The following is a 23,647-nucleotide window of genomic DNA, read 5'->3' as shown; positions in this document are numbered from 1 at the left end:
TTTATGTTTTTAATAGGTACAAGGACAGTTGCTGATTCCTTGGAATACATCTAATCCAATTGTAATCATGTGCGTTCCTGAATTATAATTAATCAATTTGTTCAACGTAACCTGATAGGAATAAGCAAAATAAAAATTGCTTCTTTTTAAACCTAACATCGGACCTATATTTAAAGGTTCTAATAATTGATCATTCAAAAAACGATAAGATATCCCTGCCCAATAATAATCATCAAAGTTATAAAAACGCATCTTTAAATTCAAATCGGTAGTCGATCTTTTATCACTTTCAAAATATTGAAAGAACATAGAAGGCTCAACCTCAAAATCACTGTTTGAATTGCTTCTCCATTTATATCCTGAAAAGACTTGATAATTACGAAGTTCAAGCGGTTCTACATCATTAAAAACATCAATATTTTTATCTAATAGATTGGCCGCAGTAACACTCGCATAAAATCCATTTATTCTATATAATATACCAACATCCACATTGTGATTAGTTAATCGACGGTCGTCTACAACAGCGGCATCCTGACCTGTAAAATTTTCTATCTCAATTCGAAATTGATTTAAATTATACGAAATTCCAAAAGACAAATATTGATCTTCATATTTATCTAAAACTAAGTGATGAGCAAAACTCACTTTTGCTCCTGATTGGCGTGTATTACCATTTCGGTCATTGTATAAATACAAACCAATACCGGAACGATCAGCAATACGCATATCACCGGCTAAGGACATGTTTTTTGGAGCATCTTTAATGCCAACCCATTGGGTCAAACCGTTTGCTCTAATTTTTACATAGTCACCAATTCCGGCATAAACCGGAGAAATTACAAAAGGGTTGTCAGCCAAATATTGTGTAAAGGCCGGTAGGTTTAATTCTTGTGCTTTTCCGTTTAAAAAAGCGAGTAAAATGAAAAATGGGGCTAATTTTTTCATGGGTGTAGGTTTTTTGGGTTAAACCAACTCCAAACTTGTGGCTATTTGGAGTTGGTTATTTAATTAAATTTTTATCTGTATAAGGTTACGTTTCCAACAAATTGTCTTCCACCGTCAAGGGTGATGGTATACCAATAGTCTCCGGTAGGTAAAAGAGAGCCATTGTATGTTCCATCCCAAGATCCTTTCGTTCCAAATTGAACAATAATTCTTCCGTAACGGTCGAATACTTCAATTTTTGCATTCGGGAAACCTTCTAAATTTTCAGGAACCCACGTGTCGTTATCACCATCATCGTTTGGCGTAAAGAAGTTCGGAATATCGATATCGATAAAATCCATCGTAATTTGTGCTTCAGCAGTACATCCGTTACTGTCTTCAACAAGAACCGTATAAGTTCCGTTTGCGAATATTTGAAGTTCATTTAAATCTCCATAATTCACACCATTCAAATAGTAAGTATAACTTCCGCTTCCACCGGTTGCCGTTGCTGTAATTTGATTCAGATTACTTTCTACTAAAGTCAACGAAATTGGAATATAATTCTCGATAGTAAAGGAAGTCGTTTCTGAACAACCAAGAGCGTGAAGAATAGTTATCGTATGATTTCCGTTTGAAAGATTTGTAAATACATTTCCACTTTGGAAAGCACCTCCATCTAATGAATAGGTTACCTGAGATGAAATATCCTGTCCGACTTTAATTTTTACCGAATTAAATTGAGCACTTCCAAAACAGTCATACGTAATAGTAATTCCCGGATCTATACTTATTCCTCCACTCACGGCGACTTCTAAAGTAGAGGTACAACCTTTCGCGTCTCTCACATAAATAGTATAGGATTGACCTCCCGATAAGTTCTCAAATAAAACTTGGTTAACAACATAGTTATTCTCGTTATTTAAGCTAGTTGAATAGGGAGCCGTTCCGCCAGCAATTGATATTTCAATAGCACCAACATTATCACCGTAACACAAATCCGGGAACATAGTAACTAGTGATGCATTTAGAGCATTCGGTTGAGTTACTGTGATATTCAATGTGACTGAACAACCAAGAGCGTCTCTCACAATAACAGTGTAGTTTCCTGCTGCTAAATTATTGAAAGTACTTGATGCACTAAAATTGGTTAAATTAGGTGAAATTGCATATTCCAATGCTCCATTTCCTCCAGATGCAGCTACTTGAATTAAACCATTTGTTAAACCGTTACAGGTCACATTCGTTGAGGTAAAAGAAGCTTGAATTGGAGTTGAAGGATTGATGATAAACGAAACGCTCTTTTCACAACCATTACTATGTCTTACAACAATGGTGTGATTTCCAACGGCCACATTTGTAAAAGTAGCGGATGTTTGGAAAGTACCACCATCCAATGAATAGGTAACATCATTTTGAACAGCAGTATTAACAGAAACCGTTACTGTGTTTCCAACAGTATTACCGTTACAAACATAGGCTACATTAACTGTTGGATTAATTGTAACCGGAGCATCTAACGTTACCGGAATTGAGGAGAGACAACCATTGGCATCTTGAACATAAATAGTGTATGTTTGACCACCAACCAAGTTTGTGAATGTTATTTGATTTAACACAAAACTTCCAGGACTACTATTATTTAAACTCGTTGAATAAGGAGCAACTCCGCCGGCTATTGCAATTGTAATGCTACCGTTGCCGTCATTAGTACATAATTCCTGAGCAATTGCAGAAACTGATGTGGTAACAAGTGTCGGTTGAGTTATGATTACTTGTTGAGATACACTACAACCAATACCATCACGAACAAGAATAGTATAAGTTCCTGCAATTAAATTTGAGAAAGTATTATTGGTAGAAAAGTTTGTTAAATCTGGCGAAATAGCAAATTCAATTGTTCCTGTTCCTCCAGTTGTAGCAACCGTTACACTTCCTGTATTTCCACTATTACACAAAACATTCTGAACGTTAGCTAACGAAACAGCCAATGGTTGATTTGCGTTGATAATAAAGTCAACAGTTTTGATACATCCATTTGTGTGTTGAACAGAAATAGTATGATTTCCGGCTGGAATATTTTGGAATAGGTTTGATGGTTGATAAGTTCCACCATCTAATGCATATTGAACATTTCCAACCGCAGAAGCATTAACAGAAACAGTTACTGTATTTCCGGGAATATTTCCGGTACAATTGTAAACGATATCAACAGTTGGGATAACTTCAACAGGAGCATTTAAGAATACATAAGCAATAGTTTCACAGCCATTGGCATCTTTTACAAAAATGAAATAATCTGTTCCACCCACTAAACCTGAGAAGGATAATTGTCCTTCAACAAAAGCACTTGGATCTTGGTTATTTAAACTAGTTGAATAGGGGGCAGTTCCACCTGAGATAACTACGTCAAACGAACCATCATTATCACCTAAACAAAGGTTTTGAACTACATTTGCAACATCAGCAACAAGTGGAGCCGGTTCAATAATATCAACATCTAATAAAATAAAACATCCGTTTTGATCTTGAACAATAATATCATAGTTACCAGGAGCTAAATTATTGAAAGTTCCCGTGTTAAAGAATTGATTCAAGTTAGGCGAAATAGCATATTGAACCGTTCCTGTTCCACCGGAAGTTTGAATTTCTACACTACCATTTGTTCCTCCATTACAAAGCACATTATTTACTGTTAAAGTAGAGATTAACAATTGGGATGGATTTGTGATTTGAATTACATTTGAAACAGCATTACAGTCATTACTGTCTACTCTTACGATATAATTTCCAGCGGGAAGATTTGCAAAAGTTCCGCTATTTTGAGGTCCTGCAATTACGTTATTTGCTGTATCCAAAAGCGTATAAGAATAATTTCCTAATCCGCCGGTAGTATTAGCAATTATCGTTGCAGTACTTTCACCGAAACAGTTGATAGTCGCACTGTTCAAATTCAAATTTAATTCTAAAGCAGGAATTGCATTGATTGTGATTTGATTTGTTTGAACTACGGCACAATTATTAGCATCTCTCACAAAATACTGATATGTTCCAGGACCAATATTAAATGTTGTATTGTTGGAAAACGTTATTCCATCTGCACTATATTGATAGGGAGCTGTTCCGCCACTTGCTGATATTGTTATTACAGCATTATTTAAACAAGTTAAAGAGCTTGTCAAGTTTAAGGAAGGAACAACAGGAGTTGGTTGTGTAATAACAACCGTATTAGTAGTAAAATCACAATTCCATCCATCTGTAATAGTGATGCTGTAAATTCCTGCTCCTAATCCGTTAAAAGTTGGGCTAGTTTGACCACCTGAACTGCTTACAATAGTTGTTCCTGAAGCATTATAGGTATTTAAAATGTATTGGTATACACCTTGACCGCCCGTTACATTTGTTGCTGTTACCGAAGCATTAGTGTCCCCAAAGCAAAGTAAAGCAGTATTGGTTGCTGTTAAAGTAGCAGAAATTAAACTTGGTTGAACCAACATGATGGTTGAACTAACAACACAGCCTCCGGCATCTTGAACGGAAACAGTATAATTTCCTGCAGATAAACCTGTAAATAATGAATTTGAAGCATAGGGTTGAACAGTAGTTGAGGTAGTATTATTTACCAATTGAAATTGATAAGTTCCCCATCCTCCGCTAGCACTAGCCGCAATTTCTCCTTGGTTATTTGTACAGGTTACACTTGCTGTTTGGTTTGCTACTAAAACTAATGGCAGACTTGGAGAGGAAACAACTGTAAAGTTAGATGAAGTACTACAAAATGGACTATCAGTAGCCGTTACAATAACTTGATAATTTCCACCTGATAATCCTGTAATAACAAATGGATTAATTGATGTGTTTCCACTACCGTTTGCCGCCGTATTTCCTTGAATGTCGTTCACTACATAAGTTATGTTTCCTGAATATCCGGAAACATTCATTGTAATTGTACCATTTGTATCACCAAAACAAGTCACCGCCGTAGAATTAATGATTGAAGCTTGAATGGTGTTGAAAGGAGCAATCACATAAGGAGCAGTAATAAAATAACAACCTGTAATATTATCAGTTACCTGAAAAGTATATGTTCCGGGTGTTGTTAATGTGAAGTTAGCGGTAAATATTCCAATACCGGGTGTCACAGAAGGATGACTTCCTAGAGGTAATAAATCAAAAGTAAAGTCACCTGATCCACCGGTTACATTTAATTGAACAGTTCCGTTATTGGTACAAGTTAACGGAGTTACAGTTGAAGCAGTAACTGCGGTTATTGTCGGTAAAGGATTAATAATTACCGAAGTTGTTGCGAAACAGTTGTTAGCATCACGAACCGTTACGGTTATATTTTGAACGCTTCCGTTATCAACTAGTGTAAATGCATTAGATGAAAAGAAATTGGTTCCGTTGATGCTATAAACATAAGGAGCTGTTCCAAATGCAGCAGAAGCAGTAATAGTTGCTGTTTGTACAACATTTGAACTATTACAAGCAAAAGCAGTCGCTGAAGCTGAAACAGTTAATACAGCAGGTTGATTGATAACAACAACTTGTTGTAATTGACAATTTCTTCCTGAAGTTACAGTAATGGTATATGTTCCTGCAACTAATCCTGTAAAGTTTCCATTATTTTGGGAAATAGGAGCATTTATACCATCTGTTAGTACAAATGTATATCCTGGATTATCATTTATTGCCGGTAAGGAAACAAGAATACTTCCGTTATTACCACCATTACAACTTACATCATTGTGACTAGTTGTAAAAGTTACCGGGGTTGGTGCTTCAAGAACTATTGGAGCTTGAGCCGAACAACCTGTAGTTGTATTGTTAATAATTGCAATATAACTTCCAGCGGGTAATCCGTTAAAAATTGGAGATGATTGAGCTGCAACAATAACTGTTCCGGATGTATTTTGTAATTCATAAGTAAAAGTTCCGCTTCCGCCAAATGGAGTTACGGTTATAATTCCATCATTGTTAGCACAAGAAACTTGAGCTGTTACTGCCGGAGTTAAATTTAAAGGGACCGGAATTGAAATTAAAACGTTATGAATACAGCCATTGTAATCTCTCACGCGAATGTTATAATTTCCTGAATTTAAATTTGTATAAGTAAACGTAGGAACCGTTTGTGATTGATAAGCTCCACCATTCAAACTAAAAGTATAGGGTGCAATTCCGGACGAAGTTAAAGTTACTTCTATTGAGAAGTTTCCTTGTGAAGCGGTACATAAATTTGTAACTGTAGCCGAAATTTGAGGAGCCGGATCGGTAGGAACAAAAACAGGAGCCGCTTGAATACAACCATTTGCATCTTTAATATACACTACATAATTTCCTCCTTCTACATTGAAAACATTGGTAGCACTACCAACCCAAGTTCCCACTGTAGGGGCAGGATCTCCCGCAAGTACCAATTGGTATTGATAGGGGGCTGTTCCAAACTGACCCGTTGCTGTAATTCTTCCCTTATTAGGATTACAATTGTCGTTTCGGGTTACGTTGGCTGTTACTTGAAGTAAATTAGCAGATTGAGTAATAGTAAACGATGCTGATGCACTGCTGCATCCTGTCAATGTTCCACCTATTTCGGTGAATAATATATAATACGTTCCCGGAGCTAAAGGGCCAAGATTTGTAACAGAAACAGGTCCTCCTAAAAGAGGAGTAGAAGTTCCTGTAATTCCCGTTGAAGTATTTGATTGTGAATTATAGATTTCATAGGAAACCCCAGTGGATGTTACATCATAATTTGTAAAAGTAAAGTTCACAAATCCATTATTACTTCCGGTACAACTAACATTACCAACAACATCTAATGTGGAAGTTAAGTTAGATGGCGTATTTATTGGCGTGTCAGCTGTTTTAAAATAATAACAATCTGTAATTAAATCATGCACAACAAATGTGTACGTAACTCCAGGAGTTAAGCCAGTAAAAGTTGCCGTTTCAGGAGTGCCAAAATCTGCAGATTGATAATTGGAGGAATATGGTAATGTATTAGTTTCTAAAATAGCAAATTCAAACGAACCACTACTAACAGCAGAGGTAACCGTAATGATTGCTGTTCCACCGTTTACACAATCAGAGGTTGACGTTGAAACATCAATAATTAAATCATTTGGTGGCGAAGCAATAATAATATTAGCATCTATCATGCTACAACCATTTGCATCAATTACTTCTACAGAATATATTCCAAAATTTAATATTTGAAATGAATGATTTTCATTTGCCGAAGTGGTATAACTTGCCACAAAGCCAAAATTATTATGCAGTTCATAAGTGTATGGAGCTGTTCCTCCACTTACTCCCTGAACTATAATTTGACCGTATGATGTTCCTCCGGGGTTATTACAGGTGATTTCAACAGTTGAAACAGTAAATGTAATTGGAGCTGGGTCGGTTATGGTAATGGAAGCTGTGTCAGTACATGCATTTTCATCGGTTAATGTAATTTGGTAAACACCTGCAGTTAAACCGGAGGTTTGTGTGCCATAGTTAACACCTGTTGTAGTATTGATTACTTCTAAAACAAAAGGAGCCGATCCAACTGAATTATTAATATTAATTTCAATTTCTCCATTATTTCCACCGGAACATAATATGTTTTGAATTTGTGAAACAGAAATAATTTCAGGTTGAGTTAATGGTTCAACCGTAATAATTGAACTTGTAAATGAACAACCTTGAGCATCTGTAATTAGAAATTGATAATTTCCAGCATTTGCGGTTTGGTAAATAAAAGTATTACCTGCGATAGAATTTGATGTTCCAAATGCTCCTCCATTGAAAGATACTTGGTAAGTAAAAGGAGCTAAACCCCCAGAAACGTTTGCAGCAATCACAGCATTTGGTGAGGACGTACAATCGAGACCTTTGGTTAAGATAATTTCTCCCGTTAATTCCGGTTGGATAGTTTGAGAAACAGAGGCAGAACAACCGTTTGCATCCGTCACTAAAATGCTATAAGAACCTGGCGTTACATTCGCAAAAGTATTTGAAGTTTGCGAAGGATTTCCGTTAATACTATAGCTAAAAGGAACTACACCACCTGTCACTGCAATTACTAATGTAGCCCCATTAGCGTCAAAACATAAATCGGATGACGGTGCAATTACAGCAACAGGATTAGTGGGTGTAGCTAAGTTAAATGTATTGCTCACAATACATCCATTGATATCGTTTACCGAAATTGTGTAAGTTCCGGTTTGTGTTAAATTTGTAAAAATTGAACCTGATTGTGGACCAAGAATAGTTCCGTTTGGTTGAGTTAATTGATATTGATAACTTCCCCACCCACCTGTTACTGTGATGGTCACACTTCCGTTTGAAGCACAACTTATTTGGTTTGTTGTCAATGTGAAAGCTAGTGCGGCACTTGGAGTATTAACAATAGCGGTAGCACTATCTGTACAATTTGTAACTGTGTCAGTCACTGAAATAGTATACGTTGATGCTGTTAATCCGGTTAAAGAAATGGTTGTTAAACTTGAATTATTTCCAGAAGAAACAACCGTACCAGCGGTATTTGTTACTTGATAATTATAAGGATTTGTGCTGTTTACAGTAAACAATATCGCACCATTATTACCACCAAAGCAAATGACATTACTTACGGTTTGTCCGATTACATCTATAGAAGGCAATGCATTAATGGTGTATGAATCTTGATACGTGCATCCATTGGAATCTGTTACTTGAAATGTATAGGTGCCTGCAGTTAATCCTGTGAAAACCGGATTAGTTCCATTATTAACTGTTTGACCAACGGGAGCGATGATTTGATAATTAAAAGGAGCTGTGCCACCAACAGTGGATATTGTAACTGTTGAAACTTGAGACGGACAGGTTAAGGCAGTTGCACTAAATGTAATAGCTGTTAATTGATTTGGAGCTAGTAATGATATGGTATTTGTAGTAAACAAACACCCATTAGCATCTTGAATATAAATAGTATAATTTCCTGAAGTTAAACCAGAGAAATCTGAAATAGTTGAAAAGTTAACACCATCAATACTAAATAGATACGGTGCAGTTCCACCGGAAACACTTCCGGTTTGAATACCAATTGAACCATTTGTTAGACAAGTATAGTTTTGTGTGATTACTGCAATTCCTGTAATTGGAGAAGGTTGAGTTATCATAAAAGTGTCAGTAAATGTACAAGAAGTACTTCCTTGAGATTGAAGAATATTCACAGTATAACTACCAATAGGAAGATTGGTAAATATTCCGGAGTTATTACTTGCAATTACTATCCCGTTTGAATCAACAAGTTGAAATGTTACCTGAAAACCATTTGAATTAGAAATGGTGTAAGTAATTGAACCGCTTGATGCGCCATTACATAAAACATTTTGAACAGCAGTGGTATAAACCACATCAGGGGAAATTGTAATTGTTACCGGATTTGAAACCGAATTACAATTGTTTGCATCAACGACGATAAAAGTATAAGTTCCAGGAGTGGTAATCACAAATGTATCCGCTGTTTGAAAATCACCGGCTGTTGGATTTTGAGGAACACCATCAATAGTACTTATTGCATAAGAATATGGAGGATTCCCACCACTAGCGACAACGGTAATTAAACCTGAGTTACAACCAATACTTTGAGTTACAGTAGCCACTAGAGCTAAATTATTTTGATCTAAAATGGTAACGGTATCTGTAAAAGAACAACCGTCTTCAGTTGTTACGGTAACACTATAAGTTCCCGGATTTAAATTGTTAAAAGTATAATCATTATCCGTTACTAATCCACTGGTGATAGAAATTGGACTCGTAATGGTAAAAGTATATTGAGGTTGAGCCCCCGAAACTTGTGCCCGAATACTTCCGAATCCGTTACAATTTGTGTTTTGTGGAATTAGAGTTACCTGAAAATCATTCTGCTGAATACCAATATTTGGCAATTCAAAAACACAACCATTCGCCACACCAATTTGAGTTACTAAAACAGTATAAACACCCGCTTGTGATATTGTAAAGACTGGACTATTTTGGTACGGAAAAATTATCATTCCCGTCACTTGATCAATCAATTGAAACTGATAATCTGAGGGAAGATTTGTTATGGTGATACTTCCGGGAGTATTACAAAGGATATTCGTAGAAGTAAATTGAATGTCAAGTAAGTTGGTAAATACATTAAAATAAAATCGGGTAAAACACCCATCTTGATAATTAATCGTCAAACGATATTGTCCCGCAGTCGTTACATTAAAATTTGCTCCTGTTCCTACTTGATTCCATTGACAAGTCGGGTTGTTATTGGCACAATTGGCTATTCCAACAGCAGGGCAACTGCTTTCGTTTAAGATTTCCCAAACGATACTGGTTGCATCACTGATTCCTGTTTGAATTAATTGACTATCATTTGCTCCACAAAGGAAAATCAAGGGTAATTGTTCACCATTATTTGGGCAAATTACTACTTGATCGGCAAAAGGAATCACCGGATTTGTTTGAGTAGCTCCAAAAAGCAACACATTAAACGTTTGTGTAATTCCAATACATGGAGGTGTAGCTGTATTTACTACAGTATATGTTCCAACGGTGTTTACTGTAATGCTTTGTGAGTTTCCAATAACGGTTCCGGCACTATTATACCAAGTATAAGTGTCATAACCATTGGCAGCAGTTAAAAGCAAACTGGTACCGCACAAATAAGCATCGCTGGAAAAAATACAATCATCAATATCTACCAAGAAATTCGCCGGTCCCGGAAGACCAAATCCACAACTATCCAGGCCGGCAAAACTTGGGTCATTTGAAATAACATTACTATTTAACACACCTTGATAAGTGGTATAGGCTTGATTTTGAATTAAATTAGAACACGCATCCTCTAATTCGCTACAAGTTGTTGCCACTTGTACACGAATTCTAATGGTATATATAGGGTCACCAATTTGCAACAAATTATCGGGTAGAGTAAAAAACAATTCATCAGTCGATGGGTCATGAGTGAAAGTCACGCCCGGAGCTCCACTCAAATCGGCTGAAATAAATGTTGTATTGATAGGTAAAATATCGCGAATTGATGAATTTGTTGCATCATCATTTCCTATGTTTTGAAAAGTAATCACATAATCCAGAATTTGCCCTAGGTTGACATTAGCCCCACCAATGTCATTTCCACTAATATCCTGAACTGTTTTTACTAATTTAATATCCGGTTCTATGACTTCAATGTTGAATGCATTAAAGAACATAAAGTAAGTATCTTGTGTTGAAGTAATTCGCAACGTAGCCGCTGTTTCGTTATTTGGAATAACACTATTCATCGGGTTGCTTATGGTGATAATATCACCATCATATCCCAATGTGTTTAAACTATTAGGAACTCGGTCTGTAAAATCTAAATTATTTAGTGTAATTCTACTGTTAAAAAAGTTATTTGCCACATTTAACGTATTGCTTAAAGCGGTAAATGTTGGGTTTGTTGCTGCTTTGAACAACAATTGATCTCCTGTAATTCTGTTATCACCTTCCAAAGCGGCAGAAGCTAATTTTGCTCTAACCGGAAATGGTGGTGGTAAAGTTGTAAAACCTGAATAGGAAATATCTGTTTGACCGATAGTTGCTCTTACTCCTGCAAATCCGTCATATGCGGTAATATATTTTCCGGTCATGGTTGGATTTTCATATACAAAGAAAATAGTCCATCCACCGGAAACACCACCACCATTTACAAAACCTTGTGTGGCTCTGATGTTGGCTGCGGTATATTCTCCTTCCGGATTAGCTAAACCTGTAACTAATGAAGTAATATTTGCATAACAGGCATATGGACTGTTAGCAATAAAGTTTGGATCAGTAAATCCATCAAAAATTAATTGACCCGTAATATTTTGATAAGTTCCTCCCGGCAGTTTTAATTTTATTTGATTAAAATCATTTGCTCTAACGTTATCGCCATCTCCCGGAGAAGTTGAAAATCCGTTATTGAAACGATAGGTTGCTGACCAATATAAACCGGCATAAACGATTTTATTACAACCGCTTGCAGGTAATGTTAACGTGGCACTACTTGAACTGAATGTTGAAGCATCGCCATCAACATCAATGTATTGCATGTTGAGGTTGTCATTATATTCAGAAGTATTACCGGTTAAATTATATGGTACATTGGGTCCATCTGTATTGTTTTGTCTGTTAACAATATTGTTGGAAATTAAAGTCATGTCTCCTTTTAGATTTCGTTCATATCGAACGGTAAAAGGAACGGCAACTTGAGCGGTTCCGATCAAGTTGATTAATAAAAAACAACTGAGTAGGGCAATTGTTTTTAAATGTGGTATTTGGGGCGTTTTCATTTTTTTGGTTTTTATTTAATGTTGATATTCATAATCCAAATTTCTTCAAAGTAGGTGTTGTCTACATTCGTGTAATAGGAGATTAGGGCTTCACTCCATTCCGAATGTTTTTTTAAATAGACATACCTGAAATTGTTTTTTGGGTTGATAAAATAACTTGCTTTAATTCCTTGCTTTTTTAACTTTTTAAGAAAATCGTCTGCAAAAGCAGGTTCAGAAAAAACATTAGCAATAATGTAAAATCCGGGTTCTTGGTTTTCTACTTCTAAAAAATTTCCTTTTTTAGCGGTAGCTCTTTTTTTGTCTGTCAATCTGGAGTAGTACGCTTTGATTTCTTCATCGGATAAACTGAATTTAGTGTTAGTATTTGTTTTTGATTCATCATTTTTTGATTTAGTAAGAGTTATTATTTTATTTTCTAATTCTGTTTCAACGGTATTCTTTTTGGTAGTAGGTAATTTAATTTCTTCTTTTTTAGAAGAAGATTTCATGGCATTCAGTTTACTGTTTAAATCAGTTTTTTCATTTTTAACGACTTCTTTTTCTGGACTTTTAACCGTTGTTTTTGTTGTCGTTGTTTCCACTGTTTTTTCTTCCGTAACAACTGTAGATTTTGGTTCACAATTGCAATCTTTTTCTGTTATAGTTGTTTCTAATCGTTGAATGTAGTGCATCATGTTTTCTATTCGTTTTTCAAAATCGGCTTTTTTCAAATTTTCAATAGAGTCTTGTTTTACAATGATTTCCAATAATTTTAAATTGTTTTCATCTAAGGTCATTCTCAATTTTTCAAACTCGATGTTTTTATTAAATGTTTTGGAAACTGTTTCTTCCTCATCTAAGTTGGTTGAATTTGTTTTATTAGAAGTTGTTGCTGTATTTTTTTTAGTAACTGATTTTTTCGTTTTAGTAGCCGGTTCCACTACAATAGGTTCTTCGGCTAAATCTTCATATTCTTCCGTTACACTATCTTCCTCAACTTCTTCTTCATTTATAATAGTTGATTTTGCTTGTTTAGGATTTCTATTTATAGATGCTGTTGGTTTTTTTGGAGCTGATTTATAATTGTTTTTTTGCACATTCTCTTTTCCTGCAAATCGATAAGAAATTGTAATTTCATGTGTTGGCCCAAAATTCACCAAACCTTCATTAATGACTCTTTCGTAGGTGTAACCGAGCGATAATTTTTTAGTTAAATGAGCACCGGCACCAATACCTACTCCGAAGAAATCATCTACTCCGGCCTGTACCCATCCCAGTTTTGGAAAATTCACCATTATAGATCCACCATACTGAAAATCTTCTGATTGACTTAGTCTTCCTCGTAACATCAATCTGAAAAAACCTTCATCAAAAAGACCTTCTTGATTTTGCATTTGATGGTTATATACAACATGGCTTGTATAGATTTTTTCGCTGTATTCTTTTACCATTTCACTCGATTTAAAATCATAATCCACCAAATTTTCTGCATAAATTCCCATATCAAAACTTCCCCATGAAAAATTTATTCCCGGTTTTAACGTCAATACCGAATTATTTCGCAACGCCAATATTGCCGGGTCAGGTTCATTCGTTACGGCTTTGTTTCGGTTTACACCACTGGTATAATAAGCTAAATTAAAACCAAGCGTTAACGACATTTTTTCCTTTAATGGAATTTCATAAGCATAATTTCCAATTCCACCAAAACTGGTAATAATGCCTAAATTTTGTTGATAAATACCAATCCCTACTCCTGCTCTTTCGCCATATTTTCCAGAATAGGACAACATGTATAATTCGGGAGAATCATCAAATTGAATCCATTGATTTCTATGGTATAATGTGATATAGGAATCGGATTCTTTAACCGCTGAAAAAGTTGGATTAATTAAAAAGCGATTCAAAAGCAAATTATTTTGAGTAGGAATCGTAAACGTCAAAACAGGTCCATCCTGTGCTTGCAAATCTGCAAACACAACCAGAGAGAATAGTATGGCGAATACGTAATTTTTCATCATTTATTCGATAACAGTTATTGAACCACGTTTTATAATTTCATCATTATTAGAAATGGTATAATAAAAAACAGGTTCTTTTTTTGAATATTCTAAAGTGTTATTTGGCCAATTATTTTGATAATTACGTGCTCTGAAAATCACTTTTCCTTTTGGAGAATATATAATTACTTCTACCTCTTCTTTGTTTACATATTCATTCGGAATGGACCAGAAATCATTTATTCCATCATTATTTCTTGAAATAACATTCGGAACCACAATACTTGTGTTTTCAACCACGGTTACGGTAAATGTTTTTGTAAATTCACAATTGCCAATGGTTCCAATCACAGTATATATTCCTGCTTGAGAAACAGAAATGCTGTTCTCGGTTCCAATGATTTGGCTATTGAAATACCAAGTATAATTTTCTGCTCCAGCAGCAATAACCTCTGTAGAAGTACCTTGAATTACAGTAATCGAATCAGCAATATTTAATGTTATTCCGTCAGATGATAGAACATTTACAACAATTGAATTTGTAGTGTAGGTACAGCCTTCAAATTCGACAGTCATATAATATTCACCCGGATTATTAACAAGTAATGTGTTCTCTGTTCCTAAAACAGTATCATCTCCGTTTGCATACCAAGCTAAAGCATAATTTGAATTTGAAATGTTTGATGAAAGTATAACTGTTCCACCCGTTTCACACAAAACTCCTTCAGAAGAAAGCACAAAATCTTCAATAATCCCTAATTGAATTGGAAGTTCGTTCGAAATTACATTATTGAAATTTGGAATAACAACACGTAATTCATAGGTTCCATTATCAGTATTAGAAGCAACTAAATAGGTGTTATTAACAGATGATGAAACTAATGCACCATTTTTATACCATTCATAGACATAACCAAAAGAATTATTTACAATTGACACCGTTTCAGTTAAAGTTACGGCATTGAAACTAGAAATAGAAAGAGTAGCCTGTGTGCTATTGCAAGAAGAATAATTTGCGTTTGCAGCAATTGTGACATTAAATGACGTGGGATAAATCAGTGTTGTTATTGCTTCTTGCGTTGCGTTACATCCAGTGGTTTGTGTAACTATAACTTTATAGGCACCATTTTCAGTTGCATTAAGAGATGCAGTTGTTGCACTCATGATAATGGCATTATTTCTAAACCATTGAAAAGAGGGATTTACCGCATTCGTTGTAACTGTAATTGTTTTAGTTTCACCGGGAATGATTAAGCTAGTTGACGGTAAATTAAGTGTTGCCGTAATACTGTTTTGTTGCAGGTTTAATATATTTGACGTTACTGAACAAGTACCGTATGAAACAACAACGTGATAATTCCCCGCTTGATTTGTACTGTAGCTTGGAAGTGATGCTCCTGTTATTAATGTATTGTTTTTATACCATTTATAAGTAAACACATTACTCGTAACAGAGCTGTTCAATTGAACTGAATTTGTTCCACACAGAGTGCCCACAGCGGACAAAACAGGTGTTTGAATTTGTAACGCAATAGAAATAGCATTTGATTCAATTGGTGTAAAAGTAGGTATGTTTACTCTTAATTTATAAGAACCGTTTTGTGTAGCATTTGAAATAGTGTAGGAAGTACTTGTGGCTCCTGAAATAGGTGAATTGTTTAATAACCATTGGTAGGTAAAGTTTGGATTAGAAGTATTGACCGACACATTTCCCGTTGAAGTTTGTGCAATTAATGTAATCAATGATAAAGTTGAGGTAGTACTATTACAAGATTGATAATCACCTGAATTTTGAATTGTTGCCGTAAACCCTATAGGATATTGAACAACAACGGTTAATTGTTTAACAATTGTGCAGCCTTGTGTTTCTGTAACGGTTAATTGATAAGTTCCGGGCTGAGTAACTGTATAATTAGCCGTATTTGCATCGGTAATTATTACATTATCTTTTTTCCATTGAAAAGTTGGTGTTGTTGCATTATTAATCGAGTTAATTTGAAGTTGTTCGCCCGGAATCAACACTTCTGAGGCATTTACATTCCAATCGATTTGTAAATCAATTAATTCTAAAAAAATACTGTTAGATTCAAAAACACAACCGCCAAAAGTGATGCGTAATTTATAGGTTCCTTCTTGAGTGGCGTTGTAAGTTGCATTTGTTGCACCGGAAATCGCAACATTATTTTTAAACCATTGATAAGCATAGCCGGTGTTTTGGTGAGAAGAGGTCAATGTTCTGGGTGTTCCTTCACAAATAAAATCAACATTTCCGGCTGAGGTAATGGATAAATTTATACCTGCAGTAACGTTCACTGTCACCATGTTTGAATAGGAATTCATGACACAGCTTCCATAATTAACAATCACATAATAATTTCCGGATTGGGTTACATTTAATGAAGGACCGGTGGCACCCGTAACTTCTGCAAAATTGCGATACCATTTATAGGTTAATCCGGAATAAAACAAAGGAGAAGCCGAAGTTCCTGTATTGTCAACTTGTAAAGTGGTATTTCCTCCATCACAAAATGAAACGGTTCCCACATTACTATTGATAGAAAAAGGTTGATTGTGAATGGCATAATAGGCAGAAAAAGATACACTTGATGGACTAGTAACTGCCGGAGCTGTACTTCTTACTCTGATTTTATAAGCTTCTCCGGCCGTAGTAGTAGGTAGTGCAAACGAAACGTTAACCGGAGAAGTTGTACTAGTCGAGGTTGTTAGAGTGGTTGGAGATCCAAAATTTCCCGAAACATCCGAAAGTTCTACAATGAATTGATTTCCTGTTTGTAAATTAGAAACGGGGAAAAAGGTAAAACTAAGGTTGTAAGTATTAAATCCTTGTGAGGCACAAGCTTGAGTGAATCCTAAAGTGGGCACTCCAATTGTTATGGTTTGAGCATACCCATTGCTGTTGCTACTAAATAGCAAAGAAAGCAAAGCAGAAAAAAACAGTTTTTTCGGGGTAATTTTCCAAACCATAAAACACTCTTTATGATTGATTGCTTTTACCCCAAAAGCAACCGTATTGTTATTTTGTAATTGAAATAGGCACTACACTACATTTAATTACGAAAAAAACGATAATAAGTTTTTACTATTTTTAGTAATAAATTCTGTTTTTAACATTTTTATGTTTCGAATTTAGGGAATAAAAGACATCATATTCAAAACTTTAACGATAAAATCGATGAATGACATGCAAGTTTGTGGTAAACCGTAATTGGCCCTGTTGAAAACCGTAACGGTAAATGTCGTTCGTCGATTAATTAAAAAATGAAGTGTATTTCATCGGTATTTTTTTTAAAAATCATTTTCGGAGGTTCGGTGTTTTTTTCCGTATTTTTGTCGCTCATTTATTGATTATGTCAGAAGAAAAGTCACTCAATTTTATTGAACAAATAATCGAAGAAGATTTAAAAAATGGTTTTCCGAAAGAAAAGCTTCGTTTTCGCTTTCCACCGGAACCAAATGGCTACCTTCATGTGGGTCATGCCAGTGCTATTTGTTTAAATTTCGGATTAGGAATTGAATATCAATCGCCCGTGAATTTGCGTTTTGATGATACCAATCCCGCTAAAGAAGAACAGGAATTTGTTGATGCCATCAAACGTGATGTGCAATGGCTTGGATTTCAATGGGACGAAGAACGTTTTGCGTCCGATTATTTTCAGGAATTATACGATTGGGCTGTAGAGTTCATCAAAAAAGACAAAGCCTATATTGATAGCCAATCTTCAGAAGATATGGCTAAGCAAAAAGGAACACCTACACAAGTAGGAGCAAATAGTCCATTTAGAAATCGTTCAATCGAAGAAAATTTAGATTTATTTGAACGCATGAAAAATGGTGAATTCCCTGAAGGCACGCATGTTTTACGTGCTAAAATTGATATGGCTTCAACTAATATGTTGATGCGTGATCCGATTATGTATAGAATTTTGCATAAACACCACCATAGAACAGGAGATGCTTGGTGTATTTATCCAATGTATGATTGGGCTCATGGAGAAAGTGATTATATAGAAGGTATTTCACATTCACTTTGTACATTAGAATTTTTGCCGCACAGAGAATTATACGATTGGTTTTTAGATCAGATTTATGATGCTAATAAAGTTCGTCCGAAACAAAGAGAATTTGCCAGAAGAAATCTTTCGCATACGGTAGTAAGTAAACGAAAATTGTTGCAATTGGTTCAAGAAGGTCACGTAACAGCATGGGATGATCCACGAATGAGTACAATTTCCGGCATGAGAAGAAGAGGTTATACCCCGGCTTCCATCCGAAATTTTGCTAAAACAATCGGAATTGCAAAACGAACAAACTTAATAGATGTTTCATTATTAGAATTTTGCGTTCGTGAAGATTTGAATAAAACAGCACCAAGAGTAATGTCGGTTTTGAATCCGGTAAAACTTATCATCACGAATTATCCGGAAGGAAAAGAAGAATGGTTGGAAGCTGAAAATAATCCTGAAGAAGAAATAATGACGTTTAGAAAACTTCCTTTTTCGAAAGAATTATACATTGAAAGAGAAGATTTTCAAGAAGAAGCAAACAAAAAATTCTTCCGATTGACATTAGGAACAGAGGTTCGATTGAAAAATGCTTACATTATTAAAGGTGAAAATGTAATCAAAGATGCTGATGGAAATATTACCGAAATTCACGCTACTTATGATGTGGATTCTAAGTCCGGAAGCGGAACAGAAGCAAGTCAACGTAAAGTAAAAGGAACTATTCATTGGGTTTCAATTCCACACGCCGTTAAAGCGGAAGTTCGTCTATATGATCGATTGTTTACCCATGAAAATCCGGATGGCGATAAAGAAGTTGATTTTAAAGAATACATCAACCCTAATTCATTAGAAGTAATAACCGGATATGTTGAACCAAGTTTAAAATCTGCTCAACCTGAAGATAAATTTCAGTTTCAACGATTAGGTTATTTTTGTGTAGATAAAGATTCTTCCGCAGAAAAAATAGTTTTTAATAAAACGGTCGGTTTAAGAAATACTTGGGCAAAAGTGGAAGCGAAAGAGTAAAATTACAAACTATAATAATATCTTATACAAATCCCGCTTATTAGCGGGATTTTCTTATTATATGTTTTCCTTATAGTTTTTTATGAAACATAGTTTTTTTATATTAAAAACGACTTTCATATTTTGATTTTGAGCTGTTTTTTTATTTTTCACAATAAAATGTATGGATTGACCTGAATTTGTTTATTAGAAGTGATTTAATTGATTTCTGCTCTCTTCAGAGTCATTTTTATGTGTGTTAGTAATGATGTTTGTTTTTTTTCGTAATTTTAAGGTTAGAAATAATTTAATCGCTAAAGTTATGTCAAATAGAACAGGTGATACTTTTATAGCACTTTTAATTGGAGCTGCTATTGGAGTTGGAGTAGGAATTTTATTTGCTCCTGATAAAGGAGCAACTACCAGACAAAAAATTAAAGAGACTTTTGATGAATCCGGGGATGATGTTATAGAAAAATTCAACGACATTGTTTCAAAAATTCAAAATAAAGCAGCTGACACAAAAATTTCTTTTGAGGAAACACTAGAAGATTTAGTTTCTGAAGGGAGTTATAAAACAGAAGAATTAATAACTCTTTTGGAACAAAAGCTAAAAGCTTTAAAAGAAGAAAACGCTAAATATCAAAAATAAACTATGGCTTTTGAAGAAATAAATGAGAATGTAAATCAAATCCAAGAGGAAACCAAAGCTTATTTAGATAGCAGTGCGGCTTACTATAAACTTTGGGGTTTTAAGGTTGCCATGAAATCGGCTTCAACTATTATAAAATTTTCACTCGTTGCGATTTGTTTGTCAATGGTTTTATTGTTTGGTTCTATTGCCGGAGCAATTGCATTGGGGTATGCATTGGATAATTTTGCTTATGGTTTTTTAATTGTAAGTGGGATTTACTTACTAATTACGCTTGCTCTTTTTTTACTAAAAGATAAGATTGTGGAAGGTCCAGTGATGGCAAAATTTTCGGAAATCTTTTTTAACGATTAAGTATGGAATCTAAACAATATACCACATTTGAACAAATTGAACGGGATTTACAGATTCTCAAGTTAGAACGTGAAATTCATCATAAAAAGATTATTTTACATGTTGAACAAACCAAAGAGAGTCTCACGCCCAGAAATCTTTTATCCGGATTATTACATTTTAGTATTCCAAAAAACTTGGGAAGCATTATCAAGCTATTTGCACCATTGCTTATTCAATGGTTTTTCAATAAAAAAAGGGGCTCGTAAGCCCCTTTTGAATTATTGATTTTCTTCGGTTGTTCCAAATTCATCTTTTGGTTCAACTTTTTTATTTGCTTTTTTGATGGCTCCTTTTTTCATAGCCTCTCCCACTTGATTACTTGCCGTAAAACTGGCAACCATGTTATTCAACATGTCACTACCGGCTTGTGGTGAGTTTGGTAACAAAATTAAGTTTGAATTAGCATCCGCTCCAATGGCTTGTAATGTATCGTAATGTTGCGTAACCACAATCAATGCTGAAGCTTCTTGTGAATTAATCCCCACACGATTTAGAACATCTACACTTTCTACTAAACCTCTTGCAATTTCTCTTCGTTGATCGGCAATACCTTGACCTTGAAGCCTTTTGCTTTCTGCTTCTGCTTTAGCTTTGGCTACGATTCTGATTCTGCCTGCTTCCGCCTCGTATTCTGCAGCTGTTTTTTCACGATCGGCAGCGTTGATTCTGTTCATGGCATTTTTCACCTGAATGTCCGGATCAATATCGGTAATCAATGTGTTGATAATATCATAACCATAAGTAGTCATTGCTTCGTTCAGCTCACGTTTAACCGCTACAGCAATGTCATCCTTACGTTCAAAAACATCATCTAATTTTAATTTTGGAACCTCTGCACGAACCACATCAAATACATACGAAGTGATTTGATCATGTGGATATTCTAATTTGTAAAAAGCATCATATACTTTTTCCTGAATTACTTTAAATTGAACAGAAACTTTCATTTTCACAAATACGTTATCTTTTGTTTTGGTCTCAATGATGACGTCTAATTGTTGAATTTTAAGATTTAATCTTCCGGCTACTCTGTCAATTACTGGAATTTTAAGTTGCAGTCCGGATTGTCTCGTACTACTGAATTTACCAAAACGTTCAATTACTGCCGCAGTTTGCTGTTTTACAGTAAAAAAAGAGGCCAATAGTAAAAATACAGCCAATACAATAATAATGTAAGTGGGAATCATAAAAAATAGTTTTATTTGTTATATGTAATTATACGAAAATTCCCGTACGTTTGTTACAACTTAAAGTACTATTCATGAAAAGATATTTTATTACCCTTGTTTTATTAGGTTTAACGAATTTAGTTTCAGCTCAATACGGAAGAGGAGATTACAACCATATTGGATTAAGCCTTGGAATAAACCAAACAAGTTTATATACCGATAATTTTAATATTACACCTAAAACCAGTTGGACCGGAGGTTTAGCGATGCGAGGGAATTATTATAATAGTTTTGCAATGGTTTATGGAATGAATTTTACGGAAAATAAATTTTCTATAGAAACCAATTCTTCATCGGCAACTAAAGAGGTAGATTTAAAGATGATGGCGGTTCAGATTCATTTATTGTTAAGTTATAGAATCGCAGAGAGTGCTTTTTCCATCGATTTTGGTCCGGTACTGCAAGTTAACAGTGAACTGAAATTTGATGAGGCTGATGAAAATAATTTTATCACCGACAATGATTTGTTGCAAGTAAAAGATTTGGAAAAGATTACACCAATAAATTTTAATGTTCAACTAGGAGTTACCGGCGGATTTGAAAATATTCGATTGAATTTGTGTTATCAATACGGCGTGACTAATATTTTGAATAATCTCAACGATCAAGATGAAGTTGCTTTTAAAGCAGATGGTAAATTAAAAGGGAATTTGGGTGTTTTTGCCGGTAATATTATCTTTTATTTTTAAACAAAATTATTCTACAATTATGAAGAAACTTATTTTAGCCATTTTATTGATGGCTTCTTTTTATTGCACAAGTCAAACGGTTATTGTTGATGAAAAATTTCAGAAAGACGATGTCCCGTTGGCATATATTTCTTTATCAAATAAATTTATTGTCCAAAAAGGAAAACATGATGGCGTTTCTAGAAATAGAGAAGTTCATGAATTGTTATCTTATGACTCTAAAGCTGTTAAAACAAAACTTTTAGAAAATGTAAAAGTGATGAATATTCGTTTTTCTCCATCTGGAAATACATTTAAAACTGATGAGTTCGAGAAAATGAGTTTTTCGGGAGATCATAAATATTACAAAAACGGAAAAAAGATAGCAGATTTACCAAAGACTAATAAATTCAGTCTTATTTTAGATGATTTTTTATTTAATATCGGTAATAAATTAGATGGTAATGATTTAAGTTTTACAATTACAGATTTACCTTCTTTTAAAACACATACAAAAAAGTATGAATCTCCAGGTCTTGATAGAATAGTCAATGAAAACAATGTTGAATATGCTAGAGATGTTGTTACAAGTTCAAGAGCATCAAACGATTATTTTGAGTTAATTTCAAAATCAATTTCAAAAGACTATAAGACAACTACTTTATTCAGAACAAGATATAATTATGATGGAAAGAAAATAAGCGATATTGGATATAAAATTGATATTAAAGAAGATTTTTTAATTTATTCAAATAATGGCGGAGGAGAAACTGAAAAAAAAGGATCTGGCGATACAGCTAAACGTATTTTTTCAGATGATTTAAGCATCAACAACTTTAAAGTTGACCCTATTACAAATGAAGTTTATGTTTACGGATTATATGGTAAAAGAGCTGAAAAATCAAATGATAATTCTAATACACCTTTAGGTTATTATGTTTTTAAATTTAAAGAAGATGGCACAAAAATTTGGGAGGTTATAAATGCTATAGATGACAAAGGTGATTTTACAGATAATCAAAACATGACTTATCTTTACGTAGATTTATTTTTAATGGGTGAATCAGTTGTTTTTAGTGCAGGAGCAAAGGAATCATTAGATGATTATATTCATTATATAAAATTAAATTCTAATGGAAAAGTTGATTCAAGTTCTAAAATAACTTTCAAATCAGAATCCAGTGCTTATAACATTTCAAGTTATGGAGACAAAAAATTTCTTCATGCAAATCTTACTAATAAAGAAGATTTGAAGAATAAAAATTTAGATTACAAAACCATTATTGTTTATAACACAAATCAAAAAATTAAAGAATATATAAAAACAGTTAACAATAAAAATAAAACATCTTTTTGTACTACTGTATACAAAGAAAGTATTTGGCTAGTTGAATCAGATAATGAAACATATTACAAAGTAACTTACTTCGAAAACTAAA

General features: G+C 34.4%; 11 protein-coding genes. 6 read left to right on the top strand and 5 right to left on the bottom strand.

Translation table 11 applies throughout. The features are described from left to right. Nucleotides 1-9: 9 nt before the first annotated feature. From C0512_RS01225 to C0512_RS01210, 4 genes are all read right to left on the bottom strand, one after another. Nucleotides 10-948, bottom strand: coding sequence for a type IX secretion system membrane protein PorP/SprF (locus C0512_RS01225; protein ID WP_290858263.1), 939 nt, complete (start codon nt 946-948; stop codon nt 10-12). Nucleotides 949-1,019: 71 nt separating this feature from the next. Beyond that, nucleotides 1,020-12,251 carry a T9SS type B sorting domain-containing protein gene (locus C0512_RS01220; RefSeq protein WP_290858262.1) on the bottom strand — a complete coding sequence of 3,744 codons (11,232 nt, stop codon included), beginning with the start codon at nt 12,249-12,251 and terminating at the stop codon, nt 1,020-1,022. A gap of 11 nt (nt 12,252-12,262) precedes the next feature. Continuing rightward, nucleotides 12,263-14,251 carry a PorP/SprF family type IX secretion system membrane protein gene (locus C0512_RS01215; RefSeq protein ID WP_290858260.1) on the bottom strand — a complete coding sequence of 663 codons (1,989 nt, stop codon included), beginning with the start codon at nt 14,249-14,251 and terminating at the stop codon, nt 12,263-12,265. A 3-nt stretch (nt 14,252-14,254) separates the two neighbouring features. Continuing rightward, a complete protein-coding gene (locus tag C0512_RS01210) occupies nt 14,255-17,218 on the bottom strand; it encodes a gliding motility-associated C-terminal domain-containing protein (RefSeq protein ID WP_290858258.1) in 2,964 nt (987 codons plus the stop codon). Nucleotides 17,219-17,598: 380 nt separating this feature from the next. Here C0512_RS01210 and C0512_RS01205 point away from each other — a divergent pair, with 380 nt between their 5' ends. The 4 genes from C0512_RS01205 to C0512_RS01190 all read left to right on the top strand — a co-directional run bounded on the left by C0512_RS01205 (nt 17,599) and on the right by C0512_RS01190 (nt 20,517). After that, nucleotides 17,599-19,284, top strand: a complete 1,686-nt coding sequence (locus C0512_RS01205; protein WP_290858278.1) for a glutamine--tRNA ligase/YqeY domain fusion protein — start codon at nt 17,599-17,601, stop codon at nt 19,282-19,284. A 301-nt stretch (nt 19,285-19,585) separates the two neighbouring features. Further along, the gene (locus tag C0512_RS01200; protein WP_290858257.1) at nt 19,586-19,915 is read left to right on the top strand and encodes a YtxH domain-containing protein; all 330 of its coding nucleotides are present in this window, start codon (nt 19,586-19,588) and stop codon (nt 19,913-19,915) included. 3 nt (nt 19,916-19,918) lie between these two features. Beyond that, nucleotides 19,919-20,269 carry a competence protein gene (locus C0512_RS01195; protein ID WP_290858255.1) on the top strand — a complete coding sequence of 117 codons (351 nt, stop codon included), beginning with the start codon at nt 19,919-19,921 and terminating at the stop codon, nt 20,267-20,269. 2 nt (nt 20,270-20,271) lie between these two features. Continuing rightward, on the top strand, nt 20,272-20,517 hold the full coding sequence (locus C0512_RS01190; protein ID WP_290858254.1) for a DUF6327 family protein: 246 nt from the start codon (nt 20,272-20,274) through the stop codon (nt 20,515-20,517). A gap of 12 nt (nt 20,518-20,529) precedes the next feature. Here the strand turns inward: C0512_RS01190 and C0512_RS01185 are convergent, their stop codons facing one another. After that, nucleotides 20,530-21,498 (bottom strand): SPFH domain-containing protein, encoded by a 969-nt coding sequence (locus tag C0512_RS01185; RefSeq protein ID WP_290858252.1) that lies wholly within the window; start codon nt 21,496-21,498, stop codon nt 20,530-20,532. A gap of 74 nt (nt 21,499-21,572) precedes the next feature. Between C0512_RS01185 and C0512_RS01180 the strand changes: the two genes are divergently transcribed. Further along, nucleotides 21,573-22,229 carry a PorT family protein gene (locus C0512_RS01180; RefSeq protein WP_290858250.1) on the top strand — a complete coding sequence of 219 codons (657 nt, stop codon included), beginning with the start codon at nt 21,573-21,575 and terminating at the stop codon, nt 22,227-22,229. 19 nt (nt 22,230-22,248) lie between these two features. After that, nucleotides 22,249-23,646 (top strand): hypothetical protein, encoded by a 1,398-nt coding sequence (locus C0512_RS01175; RefSeq protein WP_290858249.1) that lies wholly within the window; start codon nt 22,249-22,251, stop codon nt 23,644-23,646. Nucleotide 23,647 lies beyond the last annotated feature (1 nt).

It is taken from the genome of Flavobacterium sp. (assembly GCF_013822155.1).
Lineage (GTDB): Bacteria > Bacteroidota > Bacteroidia > Flavobacteriales > Flavobacteriaceae > Flavobacterium.
The sequence above is the reverse complement of the archived record's forward strand: the minus strand, read 5'-3'. Positions and strand labels throughout refer to the sequence as shown.